Below are 20,354 nucleotides of genomic sequence, written 5' to 3'. Positions count from 1 at the left end.
GGGGGAGTACAGTGAAGTCTCGTGGCCGGAATCGATCGACCGGTAAGTCTGGGTGTAGTGCTTGCGAGTTGCGGATCGGATTCGAGGGCGGCAAGATCGTTTTTCGGGCCGTGCAGAGTGGCTTTGACTTTGTGCTCGATCAAGGTGAGGTGAAAGGGCTGCTCTTCCATGAAGCGGCCAAGAAGCTGGAAGTTTCACTACATCACGGAAGCACGATCAGCATTAGGTGCGACTTCGAGAGTGCGAAGTTCTACGCGGTGCGCCTGCTTCCGGAAGAGCGCGACCACGAGTTCATGTACCAGCCAGCCGTCGGAGAGCGCTGCCGCGCGTGGGATGATCTTCGGTAGGCATGCATCGCGAACTCTTCGGTTTTCTCAGTTTTGCACATCTTCGGCGGACCACACAAACGCCCGATGGTGTATGGTTTGACTGTGTAATAGCACGAATCGACTCAACCGCTCATATCTCCATGGCTGCCAAGGACATTCGCCGTCACCAATCGACCCTAGCGGTCGGTTTCGGCAGCCGCACGTTCGTTCCGTCTGGACGAACTCGTACGCGAATAGCGCGCTGATTCCCAGCCCCTATTTGTCCCGGCTTTACCCGGTCTGACATCTGCGGCGACACGCCGCCAGTTCGCGTATGGAGAAACATCTTGACCGCTCCCCGAAAGCCACCGGAGTACCCACCTGGATTTGTTCCTTTGAGGGAGCTTGCCGTACTGCGCAGTCCGGCATCATGGGAGCTACTCGTCCCGTCGACCACGTATACGGCCCTTGATGCTGCCGAACACGCCAAAGTGGACCTTGCTGAGGTCAGGGAGGACGAGCCCGAATCCCGGTCGGCAGAACAACCTACGGTCGCGGCGACAGAAGTCGTGCCGGCGCGCCGCCGGACCAGGGCTAGGCATATTCCCGTCTTTGCACAGGAGGCGCTGGAGCAAGCCAACGCAAACCTGCAAACGGCTGACCGCCATCAGCAGAAGCACGCGAAAGCATTGTTGGAGCAAGCTGGTACCAACGATGGATACCGAGTACTGCCTCGTATCCGACCAGCCCTGAAGAAGCTCGAAGAAGCCCACAGCTTGTTAAGCAATCTCCGTGAGCCAATCCAGAAGCTGAAGATTGACCTCATGCTTGCAAGTGCAATGCGGGCGACCTTGCCTCCAGGCGCTTCCAGACAGCGATCGATGAAATCGACAAGTCGATCGACCACCTGCAGAAGACGAAATTCTCGTGTCGGACCACACAGATTCCACCTACCACCAAATGCCGATCCCCACGTAACATTCGGTTCTTGGGTCTCGTCGCCGTTGAACGGGTCGACTATCTCGCTATTGTGATGAATCCAGATAAGCTTCGGCTTACGCTTGGCGTTTATCGGCGAGCTGCGCCGCCTCTTTGAAGTCGGTGAGAATGCTTTTACGCTGCTCAATCGCGCTGCGGGCCTGAAGCAGCTCAACAGCATCGATGATCTGTTCCGCGATCTGGTGCTCGACGATCGGTCGGCCTTCCAGCGGGCTTTGGAGGTTGCATCCGAGTTCGATACGCTCGCCCAGATCCGACAGGAGTTGGAGATTGCGCGCAAGCAGCGCGATGCGTTGTTGCCGTTTCGCCAGCAGCGCGTGAGGGCGAGTGAACTGTTTCAGCTTGCCGCGGTTGCAAGTCATGTTGTCATTGTCGAGAACGAGCGATCTCTTCATCAGCTACCGGAGTTGTCCGGCGCGGTAGCGATTCTGGGCGCCGGATTGAGCCTGGGGTGGGTGCATGATGCGTGGCTGACCAGTAAGCGGGTAGCGTATTGGGGTGATATGGACACCTGGGGCCTGAGCATGCTTGCAAGGGTGCGCCTGGCGATCCCATCCGTGACAGCATTGCTCATGGACCAGGATTGTTTTGACCAATACGCGCCGGAATTGGCGGTGTGCGAGCCGGTTCCGGTGGATGGCGGGATACCCGACGGGCTCACTCTGGACGAGGGAGCCTTCTTTGCTTATCTCCTGACGCAAGAGAGGGGGCGCCTGGAACAAGAGTTCTTGCCGAAGGAACTTGTCAACAAAGCCTTGTGCGAGTGGCACGGCGCATGATTTCCTGGCGTGATCCGCCACAGCAAAAGGCTTTGCTTGCGCGGATGCCTACCCGTTGAACACTCCACTCAATCAGATGTCGCAAGGGCACGAATGTGGAACCTCGCCGTCAGGAAGTCACGTCCTGTTCATCGACCTCGTCGCTGCAGTCTATCGCTTCTTCAGAGCGGCTTTGGTGGTGCGCGGACGTTGCGCGAGCGACGCTTAGCACTTTGTCCTAGGCGCCCCCTTTCGGTACCCCAACCAAACTGTTCACGCCTCAGCATCCGTGCTGTTGCTTCAACCACGAAACCGCTTCATCGACCATGGGATGGTGGCGGTTCGTATTCCAGACAGCCGCGGCTGTCAGCACCATCACCTTCTCTTTCAATGGCCGAATGACGACGTTCTCCGGTGCCAGCTTGCGCATGGACGCCGGTACCAGCGCGACGCCCTGGCCGCAACCGACGTAGGCAATCTGCGATGTGACCGAACGCACTTCGCGCATCACGCGAGGCGTCAAGCCGTGCGAGCGGCAGATGGAGGTCAGCATGTCGAAGTAGACCGGGCTGACCTGTCGGGACGACATCACCAGTTGCTCATCAGCAAGCGACTGCAGGCGCACCCTTGGCAGCGCGGCCAGCGCATGGTCCTTGGGCAGCGCCACGGCGAGGCGGTCTTCAGCCAGCGGCATCGTCGCCATGCCGCTCCCTAGCTCACCATCCAGGCGGACGAAGGCGATATCCAGTTCGCCCGCTTCCAGGGCGGGAATGGCCTCGACGCTATCGATTTCGCTCACGAATACCGTCAGGTTCGGATGCGCGCGCTTGAGTGCGTTCAGCAGGGGCGGGACGGTATCCAGCATCGCAGACGTAATGGCCCCGACGTGCAGCACGCCGGACTGGCCGGCGGCCACTTCCCGCACGACGCGCTCCAGGCGCTCGACCTGGCCCACGAACTGGCGGACTGCAGGCAGGATGGCCGCGCCTGCAGGGCTGAGCTGGGTCCCGCGTCGGGAGCGATAGAACAGTTGCAGCTTGAGCGACTGCTCCAGCACCTTGATCTGCTCGGTGAGCGGCGGTTGCGACATGTTCAGACGCTTCGCCGCCCGCCCAAAGTGCTGCTCCTCGGCCACGACGAGAAACATCCACAACTGCCGTATCAGCCTGAAGTCAATCGCGTTGCTCATCTGGGATGTGTCTCCTTGCTGGATGGCGGTGTGTTCTCTCTGTTCTGGAAATCGTATCAGACAGATACGTAATGAGAAATTTACATATCAGACCGCTGAGACCACGATTGCCTCACTGCGATCGGAAACCAGCGTGATGACCCAGACCTCCCTCCTTGAACGCCTCGCATCGCTCGATACCAACACGGTGTCGGATGCGCTCGATTTTCTTGGCCTGCCGGGCGCAACGGTTGGCCTGCGCCCGCTGTGGGACTGCCCGAAGATCGTCGGCCGTGCGAGCACCATCCAACTCGGCCCCAAGGCGGATGCCAAGCCCACGGTGCACCTGATTTCGCCTGTCATTGATGCCATCGAGACAGACGACCGCGTACTGGTGATCGCCGGCGGTGCGGATGGCATTTCCTGCTGGGGCGACATCCTGGCCAACGCGGCCACTGCCAGGAAGGTTCGCGGCTCGGTCATCGATGGCCTGAGCCGCGACATCGAGGGCAGCGAATCGATCGGCTACCCGGTCTATGGCCGCGGCATCACGATGATCAGCGCGCGTAACCGGGTGATCCAGATCGACTCCGGCAAGCCGGTGCAGATGGCCGGCGTCACCGTGCACGAAAACGACTACGTGATCGCTGACCGCTGCGGCACGGTCTTCGTACCTGCTGTCCGCATCGAAGAGGTGCTCGACCTTGGTGAGCGCATTGCGCGCCGTCAGGACGGCATGGTGGCCGCCGTGCGTGCCGGCCGCTCCGTGGCCGAGGTCATGCACGACAAGGAATTCGAGGCCATCGCGGTCCGCTGATCAGACAACAGACATGCTTCGATTGGAGAGTTGCACATGACGAATCCACAGAAGGCCCGCGCGGAGGACCAGGAACTGGTCGCGCTGTTTGCTGGCCTCGACACACCCGGCGTCTCGGACGCCATGGACAAGCTCGGCTTGCATGGTCAGGCGCTGGGCATCATGCCGCTGGCCGACTACACGCAGGTCGTGGTCGGGCCGGCCTTCACGGTCAAGTACGTGCCGGCCAGCGTCCCGGCGGGCACCGTCGGTGATTTCATCGACGACGTGGCCGAGGGCGATGTCGTCGTGATCGACAACGACGGCCGCACCGACTGCACGGTCTGGGGCGACATCATGACCCAGTACGCAGGGCTGCGCGGCATTGCCGGCACGGTGATTGACGGCGTCTGCCGCGACGTGAACAAGGCGCTGGGCGATCACTACCCGCTGTTCACGGCAGGCCGCTTCATGCGTACCGGTAAGGACCGCGTGCAGGTCGAGTCGGTGAACGCAACGGTCGGTATCGGCACCGTGCGTGTCGCGTCGCGCGACATCGTAGTTGCGGACGCAAACGGCGTTGTCATCGTGCCGCGCGCCCGTGCCCGCGAAGTCGCGCAGATCGCCCGCCAGATTGAGGAAGTCGAATCGCACATCCGCGAGCAGATCGCACAGGGCAAAGCGCTGGGCGAGGCCCGCGCTGCGCTGGGTTATCACACGCTGCAATCCAAGGCCTGAACCATGAGCACGATCAAGACCTACGACGCGGCGCTGCTGGAGCGGGCGCGCAAACTCGGCACCTCGACGCTGTTCGAAGCGTCAGGCTTGTCTACGAGCGCGGTCGATCCGGCCGTCCGTACGGTATGGCCTGGCGCATCGATTGCTGGCCCGGCCTACCCGTTGGAATGTTCGCCGGGCGACAACTTGTCCATCCACATTGCCATGGAGCGCGTATCGCGCGGCAGCGTGCTCGTCATTTCGACTGGCGGCTTCGTCGCGGGCTATTGGGGCGAAGTGCTGACGGTTGCAGCAGAGGCGGCCGGCGTGGTTGGCCTCGTCATTGATGGCGGCGTGCGCGACATCGCTGCACTTACCGCGCGACGCTTTCCAGTGTTTAGCCGTGGCATCTCCATGCGCGGCACGATCAAGGCCAGCGCACCGTCAGTCGGCCAGCCGATCAGCTTTACTGGCACACCGGTCGCCGTCGGTGACTTGGTGGTGGCAGACGACGATGGCGTGCTCGTCATTCCCGCAGATCACGTCGCGCAGACGCTCACCCAAGGTCAGGTCCGCGCCGACAAGGAGGCAAAGATGATGAGTGCCTTGCAGCAAGGCAAGAGCACGCTGGAACTGATGGGCCTCACGAGCTGGAGGACAGCGCAATGACCGATCCCGCCTACGGATTGAACCGCTTCCTGGCTGCCGCACGACCGTCGGCCACGTACCGCGTGATGGATCGCGTGGCGGCACGGCGTGCCAGCGGTGCCAGCGTCATCTCGCTGAGTGCCGGGGAGCCGGACTTCGATACACCCGAGCACGTGCGTGAGGCCGGTATCTCGGCCATCCGTGCCGGCCACACCCGCTATACGCAGGTGGCAGGGCTGCGCGCGCTGCGCGAGGCGATCGCTGCCAAGTTCCAGCGCGAGAATGGCCTGGACGTCGACTGGCGTAACACGCTCGTGTGCAGCGGCGGCAAGCAGGTGATTTTCAATGCGCTGGCGGCCACGCTCAATGAAGGCGACGAAGTCATCGTCCCAGCGCCGTACTGGGTGAGCTACCCCGAGATCGTGCAACTCTGTGGCGCACGCCCGGTGATCGTGGAGTGCGGTGCGGAGACAGGTTTCAAGCTGACCCCGCAGGCGCTGGAGCAGGCACTGACGCGCAAAACGCGTTGGCTGATCCTGAACTCGCCTTCCAACCCGACCGGGGCGGTGTACACGCGCGAGGAGCTTCTCGCGCTGGCGGGTGTCCTGCTTGATCATCCTGACGTGCTGGTGTTGTCCGATGACATTTACGAGCACCTGATCTTCGACGATCTGGCGTTCTTCACCATCGCCCAGGTCGAGCCCCGGCTGCGCGAGCGCGTGCTGACGATGAACGGTGTCTCCAAAGCCTATGCGATGACGGGCTGGCGTATCGGCTTTGGCACTGGGCCTAGCTGGCTGATTGAGGCAATGGAGAAGCTGCAGGGCCAGCAGACTTCGGGTGCAGGCACGATCTCCCAGCACGCGGCCTTGGCAGCGTTGACGGGGCCGCAGGACTTCATTGAGCAGTCTCGCGCGGTGTTCCAGCGCCGACGCGATATGGTGGTCGAACTGCTCAATCAGGCGCAGGGCTTGCACTGCGTAGTGCCACAAGGCGCGTTCTACGCCTTCGCATCCTGCCAAGGCCTGATCGGCAAGACGACCTTGGCGGGTACACGCCTGGACAGCGACGAGGCTGTGGTCAACGCGTTGCTCGACGAAGCAGGTGTGGCGACCGTGCACGGCAGTGCGTTTGGGCTTGGGTCGTACATTCGCATTGCCTATGCGCTTGATGATGCGTCCTTGCGGCAAGCGTGCACAGCCATTCAGGATTTCTGTCGCGCGCTCATTGCATGAGTGCACTCGGGAGCGTGAGTTCAATGCCTCAGGAGTTCGTCAAATCGCAGTTTGCTTTCATCATCGATGGTGCGGCGGTGGACATCGCTGCCATCCATCGCGATGGTGAAAAGGCGCCGATCGTGTTTCTGCACGGCTTCGGTTCCACCAAAGAGGACTACGCCGATATCCTTCGCCATGCGGAATTCGCCGGCCATCCTTTCGTTGCGTATGACGCGCCCGGCTGCGGCGAAACCCGCTGTGCCGATCTGTCGAGAATCAGCATCCAGTTCCTGGTCGACACGGCGCTGGCTGTACTGGAGCGCATCGGCTTCGAGCGTTTTCATCTGATCGGACACTCGATGGGCGGCCTGACCGCGTTGATGCTCGCGCACCGGCATCCCGAGCGGGTGCTCAGCTTTGTTGATATTGAAGGCAACATTGCGCCCGAGGATTGTTTTCTCAGCCGGCAGATCGTCGACCACCCGCGGGAAGACGCCGAGCGGTTCTTCGACGATTTCATCGAGCGCACCCGGCATGCACCGGCCTATGCAAGCGCGCTATACGCCGCGAGCCTGCGTCACAAGGTCCGGGCCGGGGCAGTGGGCGGTATCTTCCGCTCGATGGTCGACCTGTCCGACAACGGCGATCTGATGCGCAAGTTTCTCGGCCTGCCATTCCCGCGCATGTTCATGTATGGGGCGCAGAACGCTTCGCTTTCATACCTGAGCCACATCCGCGAGCAGGGCGTCGTGTTGGCTGAGATTCCGGAGTGCGGACACTTTCCTATGTATTCGAATCCGGTGCTGATGTGGAAGGCGATTGCCGCGTTTCACGCGGGTACGCGTTGAAACCTTCCGCAAGAGCGTTTTAGTCGCTGCCTGGGTCGAGAAGGTTCGAGCTGAAATCGCATGTCTGTGCTGCCAACCGGGCAATCACGGCAACCAATGCCTGCGGCGTGCTGGGGCGGTGCAGGGCAACGTACCGAACCGGCGGTAAGGCAGGTTGTGTACGGATGATCGAAAGTGCGCCACGCGCAACCATATGACCCAGACACGCCTTCGGAAGATAGCTGACGCCAAGACCTGAGAGTGTCAGGCCCAATTGCGCGATCAAGCTGTTGCTTGCCAGAATGCGCGGCGTACCGATGCCTTGTTCCTGAAGAAAGCGCATGTACAGGTAGCCCGTTCCAGACTGCGTGCCCTGCAAGATCAGCGGAAACTGCGTAATCTCGGCTAGCGCGATGCTCGCCTTCTTGCGCCCAAGCGCCGGTGAACACATCCAGGCGTTTTCCACCTCGCCAACCTGAGTCGTGGCGAACGATTCCGTGCCGTGGGTCTGCGGAACCACGATGAGATCGATGGTGTCGGCTGCCAGGCGCTCACGGAGTGTCGCTGTCAGATCCACCTCGGCTTCCACCTTGGCCTTCGGGTATTCGGCCTGTATCGCGGAGATCAGGCGAGGAAGCCACGTGAGCGCCGTCAGTTCGGTGACGCCAATTCGCACCTGCTTGACCAGTACATCCTTTGAGCTGATCTGCTCGACAATCTGATCGCGCCGCTCCAGCAGTTCCTTTGCATATTCGAAGATCTCCGAGCCTTTCTCGGTGAGCCGTGCGCTGCGGTGCGTGCGGTCGAACACCTCAATGTCGAAGATGCGTTCCAACTCCTGCACGCGCTTCGAGACTGCCGACTGCGTAGCATGAAGCCGACTCGCTGCGGCTTCGAAAGAGCCCAACTGAACAATCCAATACAGCGCCTCCATCTGCTTGAACGTCAGCATCGTTAGCTCCAATATATGAAAAAAAGCGATTATTCATCATACAAAAAAATCGCTTTTTGTTCTAATTTAAGACGCTTATGGTTGTGTCCAGCCGCCTGCTTTGAGCAGACGGATATGACTACAAGAGGAGACAACCATGGAATCCGCAGTCGAAAGTCCGCCCCTGCAGGGCGTATCCCCCAAGCCTCGCATCGGCCTCGCATGGCAGATCGTTATTGGCTTGGCCGTCGGCATTGCGGTCGGGCTCGCTCTGAATCACTTCCCGCAGATCCGGGAAGGCGTGGTTGCCGGGCTGCTCCAGCCGGCTGGCGACATGTTCATCAAGCTGATCCGGATGATCGTGGTGCCGATCGTCTTCACAAGCATGGTGATCGGCATCGCGGGTGTGGGCGACGGCAAGACGCTGGGCCGGATCGGCTTGAAGACGCTGGTGTATTTCGAAGTCATCACGACCATAGCGATCGTGTTGGGCCTCGTTATCGGGAACGTGTTCCAGCCTGGTGCGGGCACAGATATGGCACAACTAGCGCATACCGACATTTCGCGTTACCAGCAGGTCACGCAGCAAGTGCAGGGCCACCACGGGTTCATGGCGCTGGTGCTGAGCATCGTTCCCGACAACATTCTGGCTTCGATGGCCAAGGGTGACCTGCTGCCCGTGATCTTCTTCTCTGTGCTGTTCGGTTTGGGCCTGCAGTCCGTGCCCGAGGAGTTCCGCAAGCCGGTGGTCGCCACGCTTAAAGGTATCGCCGAGGCGATGTTCAAGGTGACGGGCATGGTGATGCACTATGCCCCCATCGGGGTCTGTGCACTGATTGCCGTTACGGTGGCCAATTTCGGCTTTGCATCGCTGCTGCCGCTGCTCAAGCTTGTTGCCGTGACCTATCTGGCGATTGCGGTGTTCGTCATTGCGGTGCTGGGCGTGACTGCCCGTCTATTCGGCTTCCGCATTCTCACGTTGTTGCGTGTCATCAAGGACGAACTGATCATCGCGTTTTCCACGTGTAGCTCAGCTACGGTGCTGCCGCAGCTCATGAAGAAGATGGAGGACTACGGCGTACCGAAGAGCGTGACGGCCTTTGTTGTCCCTACGGGCTACACGTTCAACCTGGACGGCGCATCCATCTATCTCGGCATCGGCACGCTGTTTGTCGCGCAGCTGTACGGCATCCATCTTGGCTGGCAGGAGCAGCTTGTCCTGACACTCACGATGGTGGTCACCTCGAAAGGCGCGGCGGGCGTACCCGGCTTCATGTTCGTGATCCTGCTCGCCACGCTCGCCAGTGCCGGTCTGCCGCTGGAAGGGCTCGCGTTCATCGCGGGTGTGGACCGCATCATGGACATGGGCCGCACAGCACTCAACGTTGTCGGCAATGCACTGGCACCGCTCGTGATCGCCAAGTGGGAACGCCAATATGACGCCAAGAAGGGCGAGGCCTATCTCGCCTCGCTCGAAGCATGAACAGCAAGATCGCACGCCGCCAAGCAGCGATCAGACATCAGTCAGACAGCGGAGTTATTCAGATGGATGCCAGCAAAGGCGAATTCTTTTCCGAAGCGTTGATGCGAGAGATCGTCGCGCGGTTTCACCATGTCGAACGCGACATGGACGGGCGCGAACGACTGTTCTTCGATAACGCCGGCGGTTCGTTCCGACTCAAGGCTGCCCTGGAGGCATATGCGGGTATCGATGCACTGCCGGATTGCCCTGAGCGTATCCATGAGCGCGCGCGCCATCTCCAGGACGTGCAGGCGCGCGGTGAGAGCGACATCCGGACCATCCTCAACGCAGAAGGCGGCAGCATCTATGCTTCACTAACGGCATCAGGCGCGATGTTCGACATGGTGCGAGCCATCATGGAGAACGTGCCAGGCACCAACGCGGTGACCACCGTACTGGAGCACCCGTCTTCGTACGATGCGATGGTGTTCTATGCGGAACGCACGGGCAAGACGCTGCGCGTTGCACGGAGCAACCCGGAGACAGGTGGCGTGGACGTGGACGAGATCCTATCGCTCGTCGACAAAGACACGACACTGTTGAGCGTGATCTATGCCTCGAACATCTCCGGCGCGAAGCTCGATATCGCCACCATCGTGGAGCGAGCACGTGCGAAGAAGCCAGGGCTGTTCATCGTTGTGGATGCGGTACAGCACGCCCCTCACGGTGTGATTGATCTGAAGAAGACGCCGGTCGACGGCATCAACTTCGCGCCGTACAAATTCTTTGGTTGCCGTGGTTCCGGCATGTCATGGCTCTCGCCGCGCGCGGCGGGGCTTCCTCATCACCGGCTGAGCGCAAAGCAGCCGGGAGAATGGGAGTTGGGCAGCCCTGCGCCGGCGCAATTCGCGGTAGTCAGCACGATTGTCGACTACGTGACGTGGATCGGCCGGTATTTCAGCGATCAGACCGACCGCCGCGCGCTGTTCGTTGAAGGTATGCACCGGATTGAACAGCATGAACGAGCGCTACTTACGGCGTTGCTGGATGGCTATGGCGGGCAGGGCGGTCTGCGTCAGATGCGTGGCATCGAAGTCTACTGGGACCATCCTGATCTAACGCAGCGCGACCTGATCGTTGGCGTGGGCTTTCAGAATATTGAGCCCACCGAAGCGGTGCGCGAGTATGAGAAGCGCGGGGTCATTGTCTACGAACGGGTCGCCTCCAGCCTTTACTCTGGACGCATGTTGAAGTCGTTCAACCTCTCCGGCGCGGTGCGGGTATCCCCGCTGCATTGCCATACGCCTAGGGACATCGTGCGCTTTCTCGCCATCACAGAAGAGTTGGCAGCACTTTAAAGAAAACGGCCCGGATCGTCCGGGCCGTTTTGCTCTGCGCGGCAGAAACCTGTGCGCATGGAGTAGTGCTAGGGCAGTGCAGCGTCCACCAACAGGGTACAGCTCAGTGCCCGAATGCGCTGATCGACAAAATAGCCGCCTCCTTCCGTATATCGAAGGAAGACGCGGTCGCAAACCATGCATTCCCAGACATCGCTCCGGTTGTACGGAAGATAACGAGGGGCGATCGGTGCATCATCAGACCAATACCCCGTGCCGCCGGGGTGGAACTCTGCAAAGGTAGCTTCGTCAACATTGCCCTGGACGAGCGTGCCGATGCGCTGCAACTGTTCTTCAGGGAAAGAGACGGGGAGGCTGGACCAGCCTGCCAGCGACGTCTTGGAACACTCACAAGGCATCTGCACGCTGTCGGAGCGTGAAGCCAGGTTTTCGAGTTGCTGGAAATCCAGGTAAGGCAGATCGTTCATATGGAGCGACGCCACAAGCGATTGCGGTGCTCAAGTTTTTCGTTGCAGGTCATGGTAAGCCAATAACGCGCGCTTGCCTCACTCTCGCCGGCGCTGGTTGGGGACAGCCATTCAATCGTCCCAAAACCATTTTCAAAAGTTACTGCCTTGAGTTGCGCAGCCACTTTGATGGCCTATCAAAGTTCAAGATAGGTGCATCAGAAAATGGTATTTCATGTCAGTGGCTTCCCCCATATAGGATGGCTCGCCAAGGGTCATCACACACTCACCACGGGGCAAGGCGGTGCCAAGCAGAGCGGCGCATGCCCAACCGCGCCAGCGCCTCGAATGCAAGTGCATGAAGACCGACACCTTATGGGTTGGCCACACGAGGAGGGGAGCATGAAGAAGGTCATTCTGACCTGTGTCGCACTTGCGGCGCATTGGGTATCGCAGCAGGCCATCGGCGCTGAACTTGGCCCGTCGTTGCAGAAGATCAAGGACACGGGCGTGATTTCGCTCGGCGTGCGCGAGAGCTCTGTTCCGTTTAGCTACAACCTGGGTGGCCTACGACAGGTCGGCTACTCGCACGACATCAGCCTCAAGATCGTGGAGGCCATCAAGACGCAGTTGAAGTTGCCAAACCTCCAGGTGAAGGAGGTTCCGCTTACAGCGCAGAATCGCATTCCGCTGCTGCTGAACGGCACCATCGATCTGGAGTGCAGCGTCACGACCAACAACCTCGAGCGGCAGAGGCAAGTAGCGTTCAGCAACACCATCTTCATTATCGGAACGCGCCTGCTGACCAAGAGGGACAGCGGTATCAAGGATTGGTCCGATCTGCAGGGCAAGAACGTGGTGGTCAATGCCGGCAGCACAACGGAGCGGTTGCTGCGCAAGATGAATGATGAGCGCAAGCTCGGCATGAACATCATCAGCAGCAAGGATCAGGCACAGTCATTCTTGACGCTTGAGACGGGGCGAGCCGTCGCCTTCATGAACGACGATGCGCTCGTGTATGGCGAGCGTGCGAAGGCTAAGAACCCCTCGGACTGGATTGTCGTGGGTAAGCCTCAGTCCAGAGAGGCGTATGGCTGCATGCTTCGCCAGAATGATCCGCAGTTCAAAAAGCTGGCGGACGACGTGATCGCCGGGTTGATGAAGGACGGCACCATCGAGGCGATGTATACGAAGTGGTTCACCCAACCGGTTCCACCAAAAGGGTTCAGCCTCGACTTCCCGATGTCCGACGACATGAAGGCGCTGTTGAAACACCCGAACGACAAGGCGCTCGACTGAACAGGCGTCAGGCTCAGAGGTTGCCGCTCGGTGACCTCCGCGGCCGCTGTAGCAGGCTGTGCGGGGCTCGCAATCGGCACCGGGCATGCCGCGTTCGGTAGCACCGAACGCGCGGTTCGCATTTTCGAGATTGTCCGGCCAGGGCGATAGCCCGAGACTGGTACCTACTAAAAAAGACCAGGAGACAGTGATGTTGCATGAAGACATCGGCGTTACCGCCGATGGCGCGTCTGCTCGCCCAGCCGCCGCCCAAAGATCCCAACGTGTTCGCGGAATCATCGGAGCATGCTCCGGCAATTTGGTGGAATGGTTCGACTTCTTCGTCTACGCCTACACCGCGATCTACTTCGCGTCTGCGTTTTTTCCAAGCGGTGATCAACTGAGCCAGCTGCTTTCGACCGCGGGCGTGTTCGCTGCGGGCTTCTTCATGCGGCCGCTAGGCGGCTGGCTGTTCGGCTGGATTGCCGACACGCGCGGCCGCAAGATATCGATGATCATTGCCGTCTTCATGATGTGCGGCGGGTCGATGATGATCGCGGTGCTGCCGACGTATCAGTCCATTGGCATGCTTGCGCCGATCTTGCTGGTGGTGGCGCGTCTCATCCAAGGGTTGTCGGTTGGCGCGGAGTATGGAGCTGGCGCGACCTACTTGAGCGAAGCCTCCTCACGGGGAAACCGCGGCTTTTTCGGCTCATTCCAATACTTCACGATCATTGCTGGCCAACTGCTGGCGTTGCTGACTGTCGTGACGCTGCAGCACACACTGAGTATCGCGGAGTTGAAGGCGTGGGGCTGGCGTATCCCCTTCTTCATGGGGGCCATCAGTTCGGTGGTCGTGGTCTATCTGCGGCGTTCCATGATCGAGACAGCCTCCAGAACCGGCATGAAAAGCAAGGAGGCGGGCTCCATCCGCGGTTTGCTCAAGCACAAGAGGGCAGTTCTGCTGGTACTCGCGTTTACCGGCGGTGGTTCTCTGTACTTCTACACGTTCACAACCTACATGCAGAAGTTTCTGGTGGTGTCGACAGGCATGAGCGCCGAGACCGTCAGCGTGGTGATGACCGCGTCACTGGTCTGTTTCATGCTCTGCCAACCACTGTTCGGCATGCTGGCGGATCGTCTTGGCATTCGAGCGCACATGCTGCTGTTTACAGGGCTGGCATCCGTGTTGGTCGCACCCATCCTGTTTGCGCTCAAGTCGGTCTCTAACCCTTACGCAGCGTTTGCCTTGGTCACAGGGGGCCTGCTCATCTCGTGCTTCTACACGCCGATTGCCGGCCTAGTGAAGGCCGATCTGTTTCCGTCCTCGGTGCGCGCGCTGGGCGTCGGCTTGCCCTATGCCTTGGCCAACGCCGCGTTTGGCGGCACCGCGGAGTACGTTGCACTAGCGTTGCGTTCCGCTCACATCGAGTGGTACTTTTTCGTGTATGTCGCGGTCCTTGCCGCAGTCGGGTTTCTTGCCTCTGTGGCGCTGCCTGATCTGGGCAAGCATGGTTATCTGGATGGATCGGGCGAGGTTGAGCGGAATACCCGTTTCAGGCTGTTTTGACCGACGGTCGAGCGAACAGCTTTTCCGGCGCGACGGGCTACGTACCGACCCAGCTCGCGCCCGGCCAAGCGCCGCTCAGTACGAGTCGCCGCGCAAGCGCCACAAGCTCCAACGAGGCGACGTTGGCCGCTGGCGACACCCGTCGCGTCATGAGTTTTGCCAAGACGATGCGGCGCGAAAGGTCCGGCGAATCCAGCGGGGCCGCAGCGAGCGCGCCGCTGGCGATTTCCTCTGACACGGCGGATGTGGGTAGGACGGTATAGCCAAAGCCAGCGGCTACGAGGGATTTCTGCAGATTTAGCGAGTTGGTCTCGACCGCGACCGTTGGCGTAATACCGGCCACGGCACAGGCGTGTTCCACGACCGTTCGCAGGCCATGTGGCGCGTTTGGCAGGATCAGCGGCAGGTTTTGCAGCGCTGCGACATCATGCACGTCGTCCAGCGCCACGCTGCCCGGCGGGCCAACCAGATAGAGGCGTTCATCCAACAACGGCTCCAGGTGCAGGCCCGCACTGGATTTCACATCGTAGAGCAATGCAACGTCCACATCGCCCGCCTCCAACCATTGCACTAGGTTGCCGGCATAGCCGGCAGTGAGACGCACGACCAACGCCGGATGCTTGTTCTTGATCGCAGCCACCAGTTCTGGCGCCAGCAGCTCGCATGTGCTCGGTAACAAGCCTAGCGACGCGGTGCCGGTGATCGCGCCGCTCGACGGCTTGATTTCGGCTCGCGCGCGATCGAGTTCCTGCAGCGCACGCCGCCCATATTCCGCCAGTGTCTTGCCGGCCTCGGTCAGCACCATGCCGTGCCGCTCGCGGCCGAACAACTCGACGCCGAACTCCTCCTCCAGCAACCGGATGTGCCGTGATACCGCAGGCTGGACGATGCGCAACATCTCTGCAGCCTTGGTGGCGCTGCCCGTTTCCGCTACGGCCAGAAGCGCGCGTAATTGCCTGATGTCCATGCTGGGTGAGCCTCTTGATGGCTTATCGCAAGCGGTGATTGAGCCATCAAATAATTGTATTTCAGAAAGCTTGCCAGTCAATTCTATGATTCATTCCGCAGTTCCATCAACCCACTGAACCGCCATGAATCACCCCACATCTGATCATCTGACCTGGCATGAAGACATCTTCCAGGTACTGAAGCAGCGCGACGTCGAGCAAGTTGCCTATGTGCCCGACGCCGGGCATTCCCATGTCATCAAGCGTGCGATCGCCGACCCTGACATTCGAGACATCGTCCTGACGACCGAGGAGGAGGGCGTAGGCGTTGTGAGCGGCGCATGGCTCGGCGGTCAGCGCGCTGTGCTGCTGATGCAGAGCAGTGGGGTGGGCAATTGCGTGAACATGTTCTCGCTGCTGGATAGCTGCCGCTTTCCGTTCATGACCATCGTGACCATGCGCGGTGAGTACGCCGAGTTCAACCCGTGGCAAGCCCCCATGGGGCTCGCAACGCAGCGCGCGCTCGAACTGATGGGTATCACCGTCTATCGCGTTGACCGACCGGAAGACGCAGCGGAGATCATTGATGCGGGCTTGGTATCCGCATTCGATGCAGGCCAGCGCGTGGCTGTGCTGCTCTCCCAAAGTCTCATTGGCCGTAAAAAGTGGATTCGCTGAACATCATGACGACCTCGACTCAACAACGTACGATCGACCGCCGGGCCTTCGTGGCGGCGCTGCTCAAGCAGTTTCCCGATGCCCTGGTTGTGACTGGTCTCGGCTCACCGTCCTACGACGTGTTTGCCGCTGGCGACCGCCCCAGCAATTTCTACCTGTGGGGCGCTATGGGCGGATCGACTTCGGTGGCTCTGGGCTTGGCAGTTGCCCAGCCGGACAAACAGGTCATCGCTATCACCGGCGATGGCGAGCAACTGATGGGCGTGGGCAGCATCGCCACCGCGGCTGCTCAGCGTCCGGACAACCTGGCCGTTGTCGTGCTGGACAACGGCCACTTTGGCGAGACCGGCATGCAGCAGAGCCACACGAGCCTGGGTGCGAACCTGGCTGCGGCTGCCAAGGCATTCGGCGTGCCCAACACGCTGGAGATTTCATCCGCAGAGCAGGTCGGTGAACTGGTAGAAGTCATCAAGCGTCGCCAAGGGATGACGCTCGCGCAGGTGTACATCTCGTCAGAGGAATGCCAGCGTGCACTGCCGCCGCGCGATGGCGTGTTCGTGAAGAACCGTTTCCGTCAACACCTGGGCTTCGCCCCGCTGTAATTCGTTCATCGTTTTTTTGGACCGCGCCGCCATGCAGCAGTACCCAATGCTCATCGATGGCGCCCACGCTCCCGCGAGCGATGGGCGCTGGTTTGAAACGCACAACCCATACACGGGCGAGCCCTGGGCGATGGTTGCCCGCGCCACGCCTGCAGATGTCGAACGCGCTGTGGAGGCTGCGGACCGCGCGTTCCGCTCGGGTCCGTGGGCGGAGTTGACCTGCACGCAGCGCGGCGCGCTCCTGCGGAAGCTGGGCGACCTGATCACGCGCGATGCCGAACGCCTCGCACAAACCGAAGTGCGTGACAACGGCAAGCTGCTGGCCGAAATGCGCGCGCAAGTAAACTACCTGCCGCAGTGGTTCTACTACTTCGGCGGCCTGGCGGACAAGATTGAAGGCGCCGTCATCCCGCTCGACAAGAAGGGCTACTTCAATTACACCCGCGCGGAGCCGCTCGGTGTGGTCGCGGCCATCACGCCATGGAACTCGCCGTTGATGCTGTTGGCTTGGAAGATCGCGCCAGCGTTGGCAGCCGGGTGCACGGTTGTGGCCAAGCCTTCCGAGTTCACGTCGGCATCGACGTTGGAGCTTGCCAAACTGTTCGAAGAGGCCGGCTTTCCGCCGGGCGTCTTCAACGTGGTAACGGGCTTTGGAGCAGACATCGGCTCTGCACTTGTGACCCACCCCAAGGTTAAAAAGGTCACGTTCACCGGATCGGATGCCACAGGCCGCATCATCAATCAGCAGTGCGCGGCGCAGTTCAAGCACGTCAGCCTTGAGCTCGGCGGCAAGTCGCCGAACATCGTCTTCAGCGATGCCAATCTGGATGATGCTGTCAACGGCGCGGTGTCAGGCATCTTCGCTGCCACTGGACAAACCTGCATTGCGGGATCGCGGCTGCTGCTGCAGGACGAGATTCATGACGCCTTCATCGAGCGCTTGTTGGCGCTCGCGAAGACCGCCAAGCGCGGCGATCCGACGCAGCCCGACACGCAGGTGGGCCCCATCACCACGCCCGCGCAGTATGAGAAGGTGCTTTCCTACATCGGCATCGCGCAGGGAGAGGGCGCACAACTCGTCTGCGGTGGCCGTCCTGCACCGGAAAGCGGAAAATGGTTTGTCGAGCCGACGATCTTCACCGGCGTCACGCCCAAGATGCGCATTGCACAGGAAGAGGTGTTCGGCCCCGTGCTGTCCATTCTGCGATTCAAAGACGAGGATGAAGCTGTTGCGATAGCCAACGACAGTTGCTATGGACTTGGTGCTGGCGTGTGGACATCCGACATTGGCCGCGCATTCCGCGTGCCTCAGCGCATCGAGGCGGGCACCGTCTGGGTGAACACGTATCGAGCCGTGAGCTTCATGTCGCCGTTCGGCGGCTACAAGGATTCGGGTCTCGGGCGCGAAAACGGCATGGTCGCTATCCAGAGTTATCTGCAAACGAAGAGCGTGTGGGTGAACATCGGCGCGGCGACAGGCAATCCGTTCACGATCCGATAAGCTACGGTGCGCAAGCATCGGAGCTCAATCCATGACTGAAACCACCTTGCTGGCGGGGTTGGCAGGAAACATTGAAGTATTGATCGATGTCCCGGCGTACACCCCACTGGGTGTTGCTGTGGTGGCCCACCCGCACCCGTTGCAGGGCGGGTCTGCCAGCCACAAGGTGCCGCATCAGATGGCCAAAGCGCTGCTCGCCTGCGGCTACGTGGTGGTGCGCCCCAACTTTCGGGGCGTCGGCCGGTCAGAAGGTGTGCACGATGGCGGGCTAGGCGAGGTTGGAGACCTGCTTGAAGTCATTCGGTACTGCCGGCAGGCGTACGCGGGCCAACTCCTGTTGGCGGGGTTTTCCTTCGGCGCTTTCGTCATGGCACACGCCGCGGCTGCCTTGACGCGCGAAAGCGTCACGCAGGATGGCCTGATACTGGCTGGCACGCCTTGGGGCACGGTCGACGGCCAGCGCACCTACGAAACGCCGCCCGTTCCCGCCGACACGCTGGTGATTCATGGCGAGCAGGATGAGCGCGTGTCGCCTACTGCCGTATTCGACTGGGCGCGGCCGCAGGGGCTGCCGGTGGTCGTGGTGCCGGGCGCCAATCATTTCTTCACGGGCAAGCTTGGCGTTCTTGGCCGCTTGGTGACGGACTACGCCCACATGAAGCGCGCCGCCCCGGCGGGCATCTGAGTGCCAGCGATGCCCAACGCTCTGACCCATGATGCAACCCTCGATGGTCTTCCCGTCCCCCAGCGGGTGTTCGCTGCGCTTGCGATCCTAGCGGGGGTGTTCATGGGGGCGCTGGATGCATCCATCGTCAACGTGGCGCTGCCGACCATCGCCCGCGATCTGGAGGTGTCGGTGTCGGCCGTGATCTGGGTGGCCAATGCGTACCATATTGCCGGCGCGGCAACCATGATGAGCTTCGCCGCTTTTGGCGGCGTAGTCGGCCGCAAGAGGGTCTATGTAGCGGGGCTGGCTGTGTTCACCGTTACGTCCTTGGGTTGCGCCATGTCCGGGTCGCTAGCGTGGCTCGTAGCGTTTCGTGCCGCACAGGGCCTCTGTTATGCCGCGATTGTGAGCATCGGTATTGGTATGTATCGGCGGATCTACCCCGCGCATCTACTTGGGTCGATTCTCGGTATCAATGCACTCGTGGTGGCGGTAGGTACGGTAGCCGGGCCGACGGTGGGTGGTGTGATCGTGACCGGGCTGGGCTGGCCCTGGCTCTTCCTTGTCAATCTGCCCCTTGGCATGTTGGCGATCGGCTTGGCTTGGCGCAACCTGCCGCCCGATCACGAAACTGGCGGCGGGTTCGACGCAAGGGGCGCAGTGCTTTCGACCATCGCACTGGTTGCACTCGTTACGGCAGTCGACCAAGCGGGGCGCTGGCCCAGTCAGGTTGTCGGTTTGCTGGCTGCGGTCAGTTTGCTGACGGGGGTGCTGTTCTACCGGTCGCAGCGGGCGGCATCCGCACCCTTACTGCCATTGGCCATCTTCGCGTCTAGTCGCTTCTCGTTGGCAGCCGTGACTTCGCTGGCATCGTTCACGGCGCAAGGGCTTGCGTTTGTCGCGCTGCCGTTCTTGTTTCAGGCGACGTATGGGCGCAGTGCGATTGCATCGGCACTGCTGTTTACACCGTGGCCGCTCACGGTGGTGTTTGCCGCGCCGCTGGCGGGGCGGCTGGCTGATAGATTCGACGGCACTGTCGTATCGAGCATCGGCACAGCGATCTTCGCCATCGGATTGGCAGCCACCGCGCTCCTCGGTGCGCAGCCGGCCATCCACGACATTTTGTGGAGGCTCGCCCTCTGCGGTCTTGGCTTCGGGCTGTTTCAGGCACCCAATAACCGGGAGATGCTGAGTAGCGTGCCCAAGTCGCTGAGCGGGGCAGCATCGGGCATCTTGTCCACCGCGCGGGTGCTGGGGCAGTCGTTGGGGGCGGCCATTGTCGCTGTCATGATGGCAACAATGGCTATACCTGCGCAGCGCCTGGGACTCGACGGCGACGCCGTCATGCATGGCGTACTGTGGATGGCCACGGCAATTGCGGCATGCTCAAGCCTGTTCAGCGTGCTACGTATTGGCAAGCAAGGGAAGGCAGAGGAGTACAGGTGAGACGGTTGGGTGGCTTCCTAAGCCACCTTA

The 20,354-nt window shown here is 60.9% G+C and carries 20 protein-coding genes; 16 read left to right on the top strand and 4 right to left on the bottom strand.

What is annotated here, in order from left to right; translation table 11 throughout:
* Window positions 1–68 precede the first annotated feature (68 nt).
* Both PI87_RS13015 and PI87_RS13005 read left to right on the top strand, forming a co-directional pair.
* Window positions 69–347 carry a hypothetical protein gene (locus tag PI87_RS13015; RefSeq protein WP_039598102.1) on the top strand — a complete coding sequence of 93 codons (279 nt, stop codon included), beginning with the start codon at window positions 69–71 and terminating at the stop codon, window positions 345–347.
* Between the two features lie 1,022 nt (window positions 348–1,369).
* A complete protein-coding gene (locus PI87_RS13005; protein ID WP_232313989.1) occupies window positions 1,370–2,086 on the top strand; it encodes a Wadjet anti-phage system protein JetD domain-containing protein in 717 nt (238 codons plus the stop codon).
* 259 nt (window positions 2,087–2,345) lie between these two features.
* Here the strand turns inward: PI87_RS13005 and PI87_RS13000 are convergent, their stop codons facing one another.
* Window positions 2,346–3,254, bottom strand: a complete 909-nt coding sequence (locus PI87_RS13000) for a LysR substrate-binding domain-containing protein (protein WP_039598100.1) — start codon at window positions 3,252–3,254, stop codon at window positions 2,346–2,348.
* A gap of 136 nt (window positions 3,255–3,390) precedes the next feature.
* Here PI87_RS13000 and PI87_RS12995 point away from each other — a divergent pair, with 136 nt between their 5' ends.
* From PI87_RS12995 to PI87_RS12975, 5 genes are read left to right on the top strand one after another with little or no spacing between them, the layout of a single operon-like run.
* Window positions 3,391–4,050: an RraA family protein gene (locus PI87_RS12995; protein ID WP_039598099.1), complete on the top strand. Its 660-nt coding sequence runs from the start codon at window positions 3,391–3,393 to the stop codon at window positions 4,048–4,050.
* A gap of 36 nt (window positions 4,051–4,086) precedes the next feature.
* Entirely contained in the window at window positions 4,087–4,767 is a 681-nt protein-coding gene (locus PI87_RS12990) for an RraA family protein (protein WP_039598098.1), read from the top strand.
* 3 nt (window positions 4,768–4,770) lie between these two features.
* Window positions 4,771–5,415 (top strand): RraA family protein, encoded by a 645-nt coding sequence (locus tag PI87_RS12985; RefSeq protein ID WP_039598097.1) that lies wholly within the window; start codon window positions 4,771–4,773, stop codon window positions 5,413–5,415.
* Window positions 5,412–6,629 carry a pyridoxal phosphate-dependent aminotransferase gene (locus tag PI87_RS12980; RefSeq protein ID WP_039598095.1) on the top strand — a complete coding sequence of 406 codons (1,218 nt, stop codon included), beginning with the start codon at window positions 5,412–5,414 and terminating at the stop codon, window positions 6,627–6,629. Before PI87_RS12985 ends, PI87_RS12980 begins: the two co-directional genes overlap by 4 nt.
* A 23-nt stretch (window positions 6,630–6,652) precedes the next feature.
* Window positions 6,653–7,459 (top strand): alpha/beta fold hydrolase, encoded by an 807-nt coding sequence (locus tag PI87_RS12975; RefSeq protein WP_039598094.1) that lies wholly within the window; start codon window positions 6,653–6,655, stop codon window positions 7,457–7,459.
* Between the two features lie 19 nt (window positions 7,460–7,478).
* Here the strand turns inward: PI87_RS12975 and PI87_RS12970 are convergent, their stop codons facing one another.
* Complete coding sequence (locus PI87_RS12970; RefSeq protein ID WP_039598093.1) at window positions 7,479–8,390, bottom strand: LysR family transcriptional regulator; 912 nt, start codon at window positions 8,388–8,390, stop codon at window positions 7,479–7,481.
* A gap of 136 nt (window positions 8,391–8,526) precedes the next feature.
* Between PI87_RS12970 and gltP the strand changes: the two genes are divergently transcribed.
* Together gltP and PI87_RS12960 are read left to right on the top strand one after the other, a co-directional pair.
* Window positions 8,527–9,852, top strand: a complete 1,326-nt coding sequence (gene gltP / locus PI87_RS12965) for a glutamate/aspartate:proton symporter GltP (protein WP_039598092.1) — start codon at window positions 8,527–8,529, stop codon at window positions 9,850–9,852.
* 62 nt (window positions 9,853–9,914) lie between these two features.
* Window positions 9,915–11,189, top strand: a complete 1,275-nt coding sequence (locus PI87_RS12960; RefSeq protein ID WP_039598091.1) for an aminotransferase class V-fold PLP-dependent enzyme — start codon at window positions 9,915–9,917, stop codon at window positions 11,187–11,189.
* A 68-nt stretch (window positions 11,190–11,257) separates the two neighbouring features.
* Here PI87_RS12960 and PI87_RS12955 read toward each other — a convergent pair whose 3' ends face one another.
* Window positions 11,258–11,656 (bottom strand): hypothetical protein, encoded by a 399-nt coding sequence (locus PI87_RS12955; protein WP_039598090.1) that lies wholly within the window; start codon window positions 11,654–11,656, stop codon window positions 11,258–11,260.
* Between the two features lie 381 nt (window positions 11,657–12,037).
* Between PI87_RS12955 and PI87_RS12950 the strand changes: the two genes are divergently transcribed.
* Window positions 12,038–12,934: a glutamate/aspartate ABC transporter substrate-binding protein gene (locus tag PI87_RS12950; RefSeq protein ID WP_039598089.1), complete on the top strand. Its 897-nt coding sequence runs from the start codon at window positions 12,038–12,040 to the stop codon at window positions 12,932–12,934.
* Between the two features lie 190 nt (window positions 12,935–13,124).
* Window positions 13,125–14,483, top strand: a complete 1,359-nt coding sequence (locus PI87_RS12945; protein ID WP_084209951.1) for an MFS family transporter — start codon at window positions 13,125–13,127, stop codon at window positions 14,481–14,483.
* Window positions 14,484–14,520: 37 nt separating this feature from the next.
* Here the strand turns inward: PI87_RS12945 and PI87_RS12940 are convergent, their stop codons facing one another.
* On the bottom strand, window positions 14,521–15,531 hold the full coding sequence (locus tag PI87_RS12940; protein WP_232313988.1) for a LysR family transcriptional regulator: 1,011 nt from the start codon (window positions 15,529–15,531) through the stop codon (window positions 14,521–14,523).
* A 43-nt stretch (window positions 15,532–15,574) separates the two neighbouring features.
* Between PI87_RS12940 and PI87_RS12935 the strand changes: the two genes are divergently transcribed.
* The 5 genes from PI87_RS12935 to PI87_RS12915 are packed head-to-tail and all read left to right on the top strand — an operon-like array spanning window position 15,575 to window position 20,324.
* Window positions 15,575–16,108, top strand: coding sequence for a thiamine pyrophosphate-binding protein (locus tag PI87_RS12935; protein ID WP_039598087.1), 534 nt, complete (start codon window positions 15,575–15,577; stop codon window positions 16,106–16,108).
* A gap of 5 nt (window positions 16,109–16,113) precedes the next feature.
* Window positions 16,114–16,710: a thiamine pyrophosphate-dependent enzyme gene (locus PI87_RS12930; RefSeq protein ID WP_039598173.1), complete on the top strand. Its 597-nt coding sequence runs from the start codon at window positions 16,114–16,116 to the stop codon at window positions 16,708–16,710.
* Between the two features lie 31 nt (window positions 16,711–16,741).
* Window positions 16,742–18,211, top strand: a complete 1,470-nt coding sequence (locus PI87_RS12925; protein ID WP_039598172.1) for an aldehyde dehydrogenase — start codon at window positions 16,742–16,744, stop codon at window positions 18,209–18,211.
* 31 nt (window positions 18,212–18,242) lie between these two features.
* Window positions 18,243–18,896, top strand: coding sequence for an alpha/beta hydrolase (locus tag PI87_RS12920; protein WP_039598086.1), 654 nt, complete (start codon window positions 18,243–18,245; stop codon window positions 18,894–18,896).
* 9 nt (window positions 18,897–18,905) lie between these two features.
* Entirely contained in the window at window positions 18,906–20,324 is a 1,419-nt protein-coding gene (locus PI87_RS12915) for an MFS transporter (protein WP_039598085.1), read from the top strand.
* The last annotated feature ends 30 nt before the right edge of the window (window positions 20,325–20,354 follow it).

It is taken from the genome of Ralstonia sp. A12 (assembly GCF_000801955.1).
Classification (GTDB): Bacteria; Pseudomonadota; Gammaproteobacteria; order Burkholderiales; family Burkholderiaceae; genus Ralstonia.
Note: the sequence above shows the minus strand (reverse complement) of the source record. Positions and strands in the feature narration are given on the sequence as shown.

Excerpts from the sequence above, each read along its gene's own strand:
- PI87_RS12975 (WP_039598094.1), top strand. The coding sequence starts at position 6,653 with ATGCCTCAGGAGTTCGTCAAATCGCAGTTTGCTTTCATCATCGATGGT.
- PI87_RS13000 (WP_039598100.1), bottom strand. The coding sequence starts at position 3,254 with ATGAGCAACGCGATTGACTTCAGGCTGATACGGCAGTTGTGGATGTTT.
- PI87_RS12915 (WP_039598085.1), top strand. The coding sequence starts at position 18,906 with ATGCCCAACGCTCTGACCCATGATGCAACCCTCGATGGTCTTCCCGTC.
- PI87_RS12955 (WP_039598090.1), bottom strand. The coding sequence starts at position 11,656 with ATGAACGATCTGCCTTACCTGGATTTCCAGCAACTCGAAAACCTGGCT.
- PI87_RS12970 (WP_039598093.1), bottom strand. The coding sequence starts at position 8,390 with ATGCTGACGTTCAAGCAGATGGAGGCGCTGTATTGGATTGTTCAGTTG.
- PI87_RS12960 (WP_039598091.1), top strand. The coding sequence starts at position 9,915 with ATGGATGCCAGCAAAGGCGAATTCTTTTCCGAAGCGTTGATGCGAGAG.
- PI87_RS12925 (WP_039598172.1), top strand. The coding sequence starts at position 16,742 with ATGCAGCAGTACCCAATGCTCATCGATGGCGCCCACGCTCCCGCGAGC.
- PI87_RS12985 (WP_039598097.1), top strand. The coding sequence starts at position 4,771 with ATGAGCACGATCAAGACCTACGACGCGGCGCTGCTGGAGCGGGCGCGC.
- PI87_RS12995 (WP_039598099.1), top strand. The coding sequence starts at position 3,391 with ATGACCCAGACCTCCCTCCTTGAACGCCTCGCATCGCTCGATACCAAC.
- PI87_RS12990 (WP_039598098.1), top strand. The coding sequence starts at position 4,087 with ATGACGAATCCACAGAAGGCCCGCGCGGAGGACCAGGAACTGGTCGCG.
- PI87_RS12945 (WP_084209951.1), top strand. The coding sequence starts at position 13,125 with ATGTTGCATGAAGACATCGGCGTTACCGCCGATGGCGCGTCTGCTCGC.
- gltP (WP_039598092.1), top strand. The coding sequence starts at position 8,527 with ATGGAATCCGCAGTCGAAAGTCCGCCCCTGCAGGGCGTATCCCCCAAG.
- PI87_RS12920 (WP_039598086.1), top strand. The coding sequence starts at position 18,243 with ATGACTGAAACCACCTTGCTGGCGGGGTTGGCAGGAAACATTGAAGTA.
- PI87_RS12950 (WP_039598089.1), top strand. The coding sequence starts at position 12,038 with ATGAAGAAGGTCATTCTGACCTGTGTCGCACTTGCGGCGCATTGGGTA.
- PI87_RS12980 (WP_039598095.1), top strand. The coding sequence starts at position 5,412 with ATGACCGATCCCGCCTACGGATTGAACCGCTTCCTGGCTGCCGCACGA.
- PI87_RS12930 (WP_039598173.1), top strand. The coding sequence starts at position 16,114 with ATGACGACCTCGACTCAACAACGTACGATCGACCGCCGGGCCTTCGTG.
- PI87_RS12935 (WP_039598087.1), top strand. The coding sequence starts at position 15,575 with ATGAATCACCCCACATCTGATCATCTGACCTGGCATGAAGACATCTTC.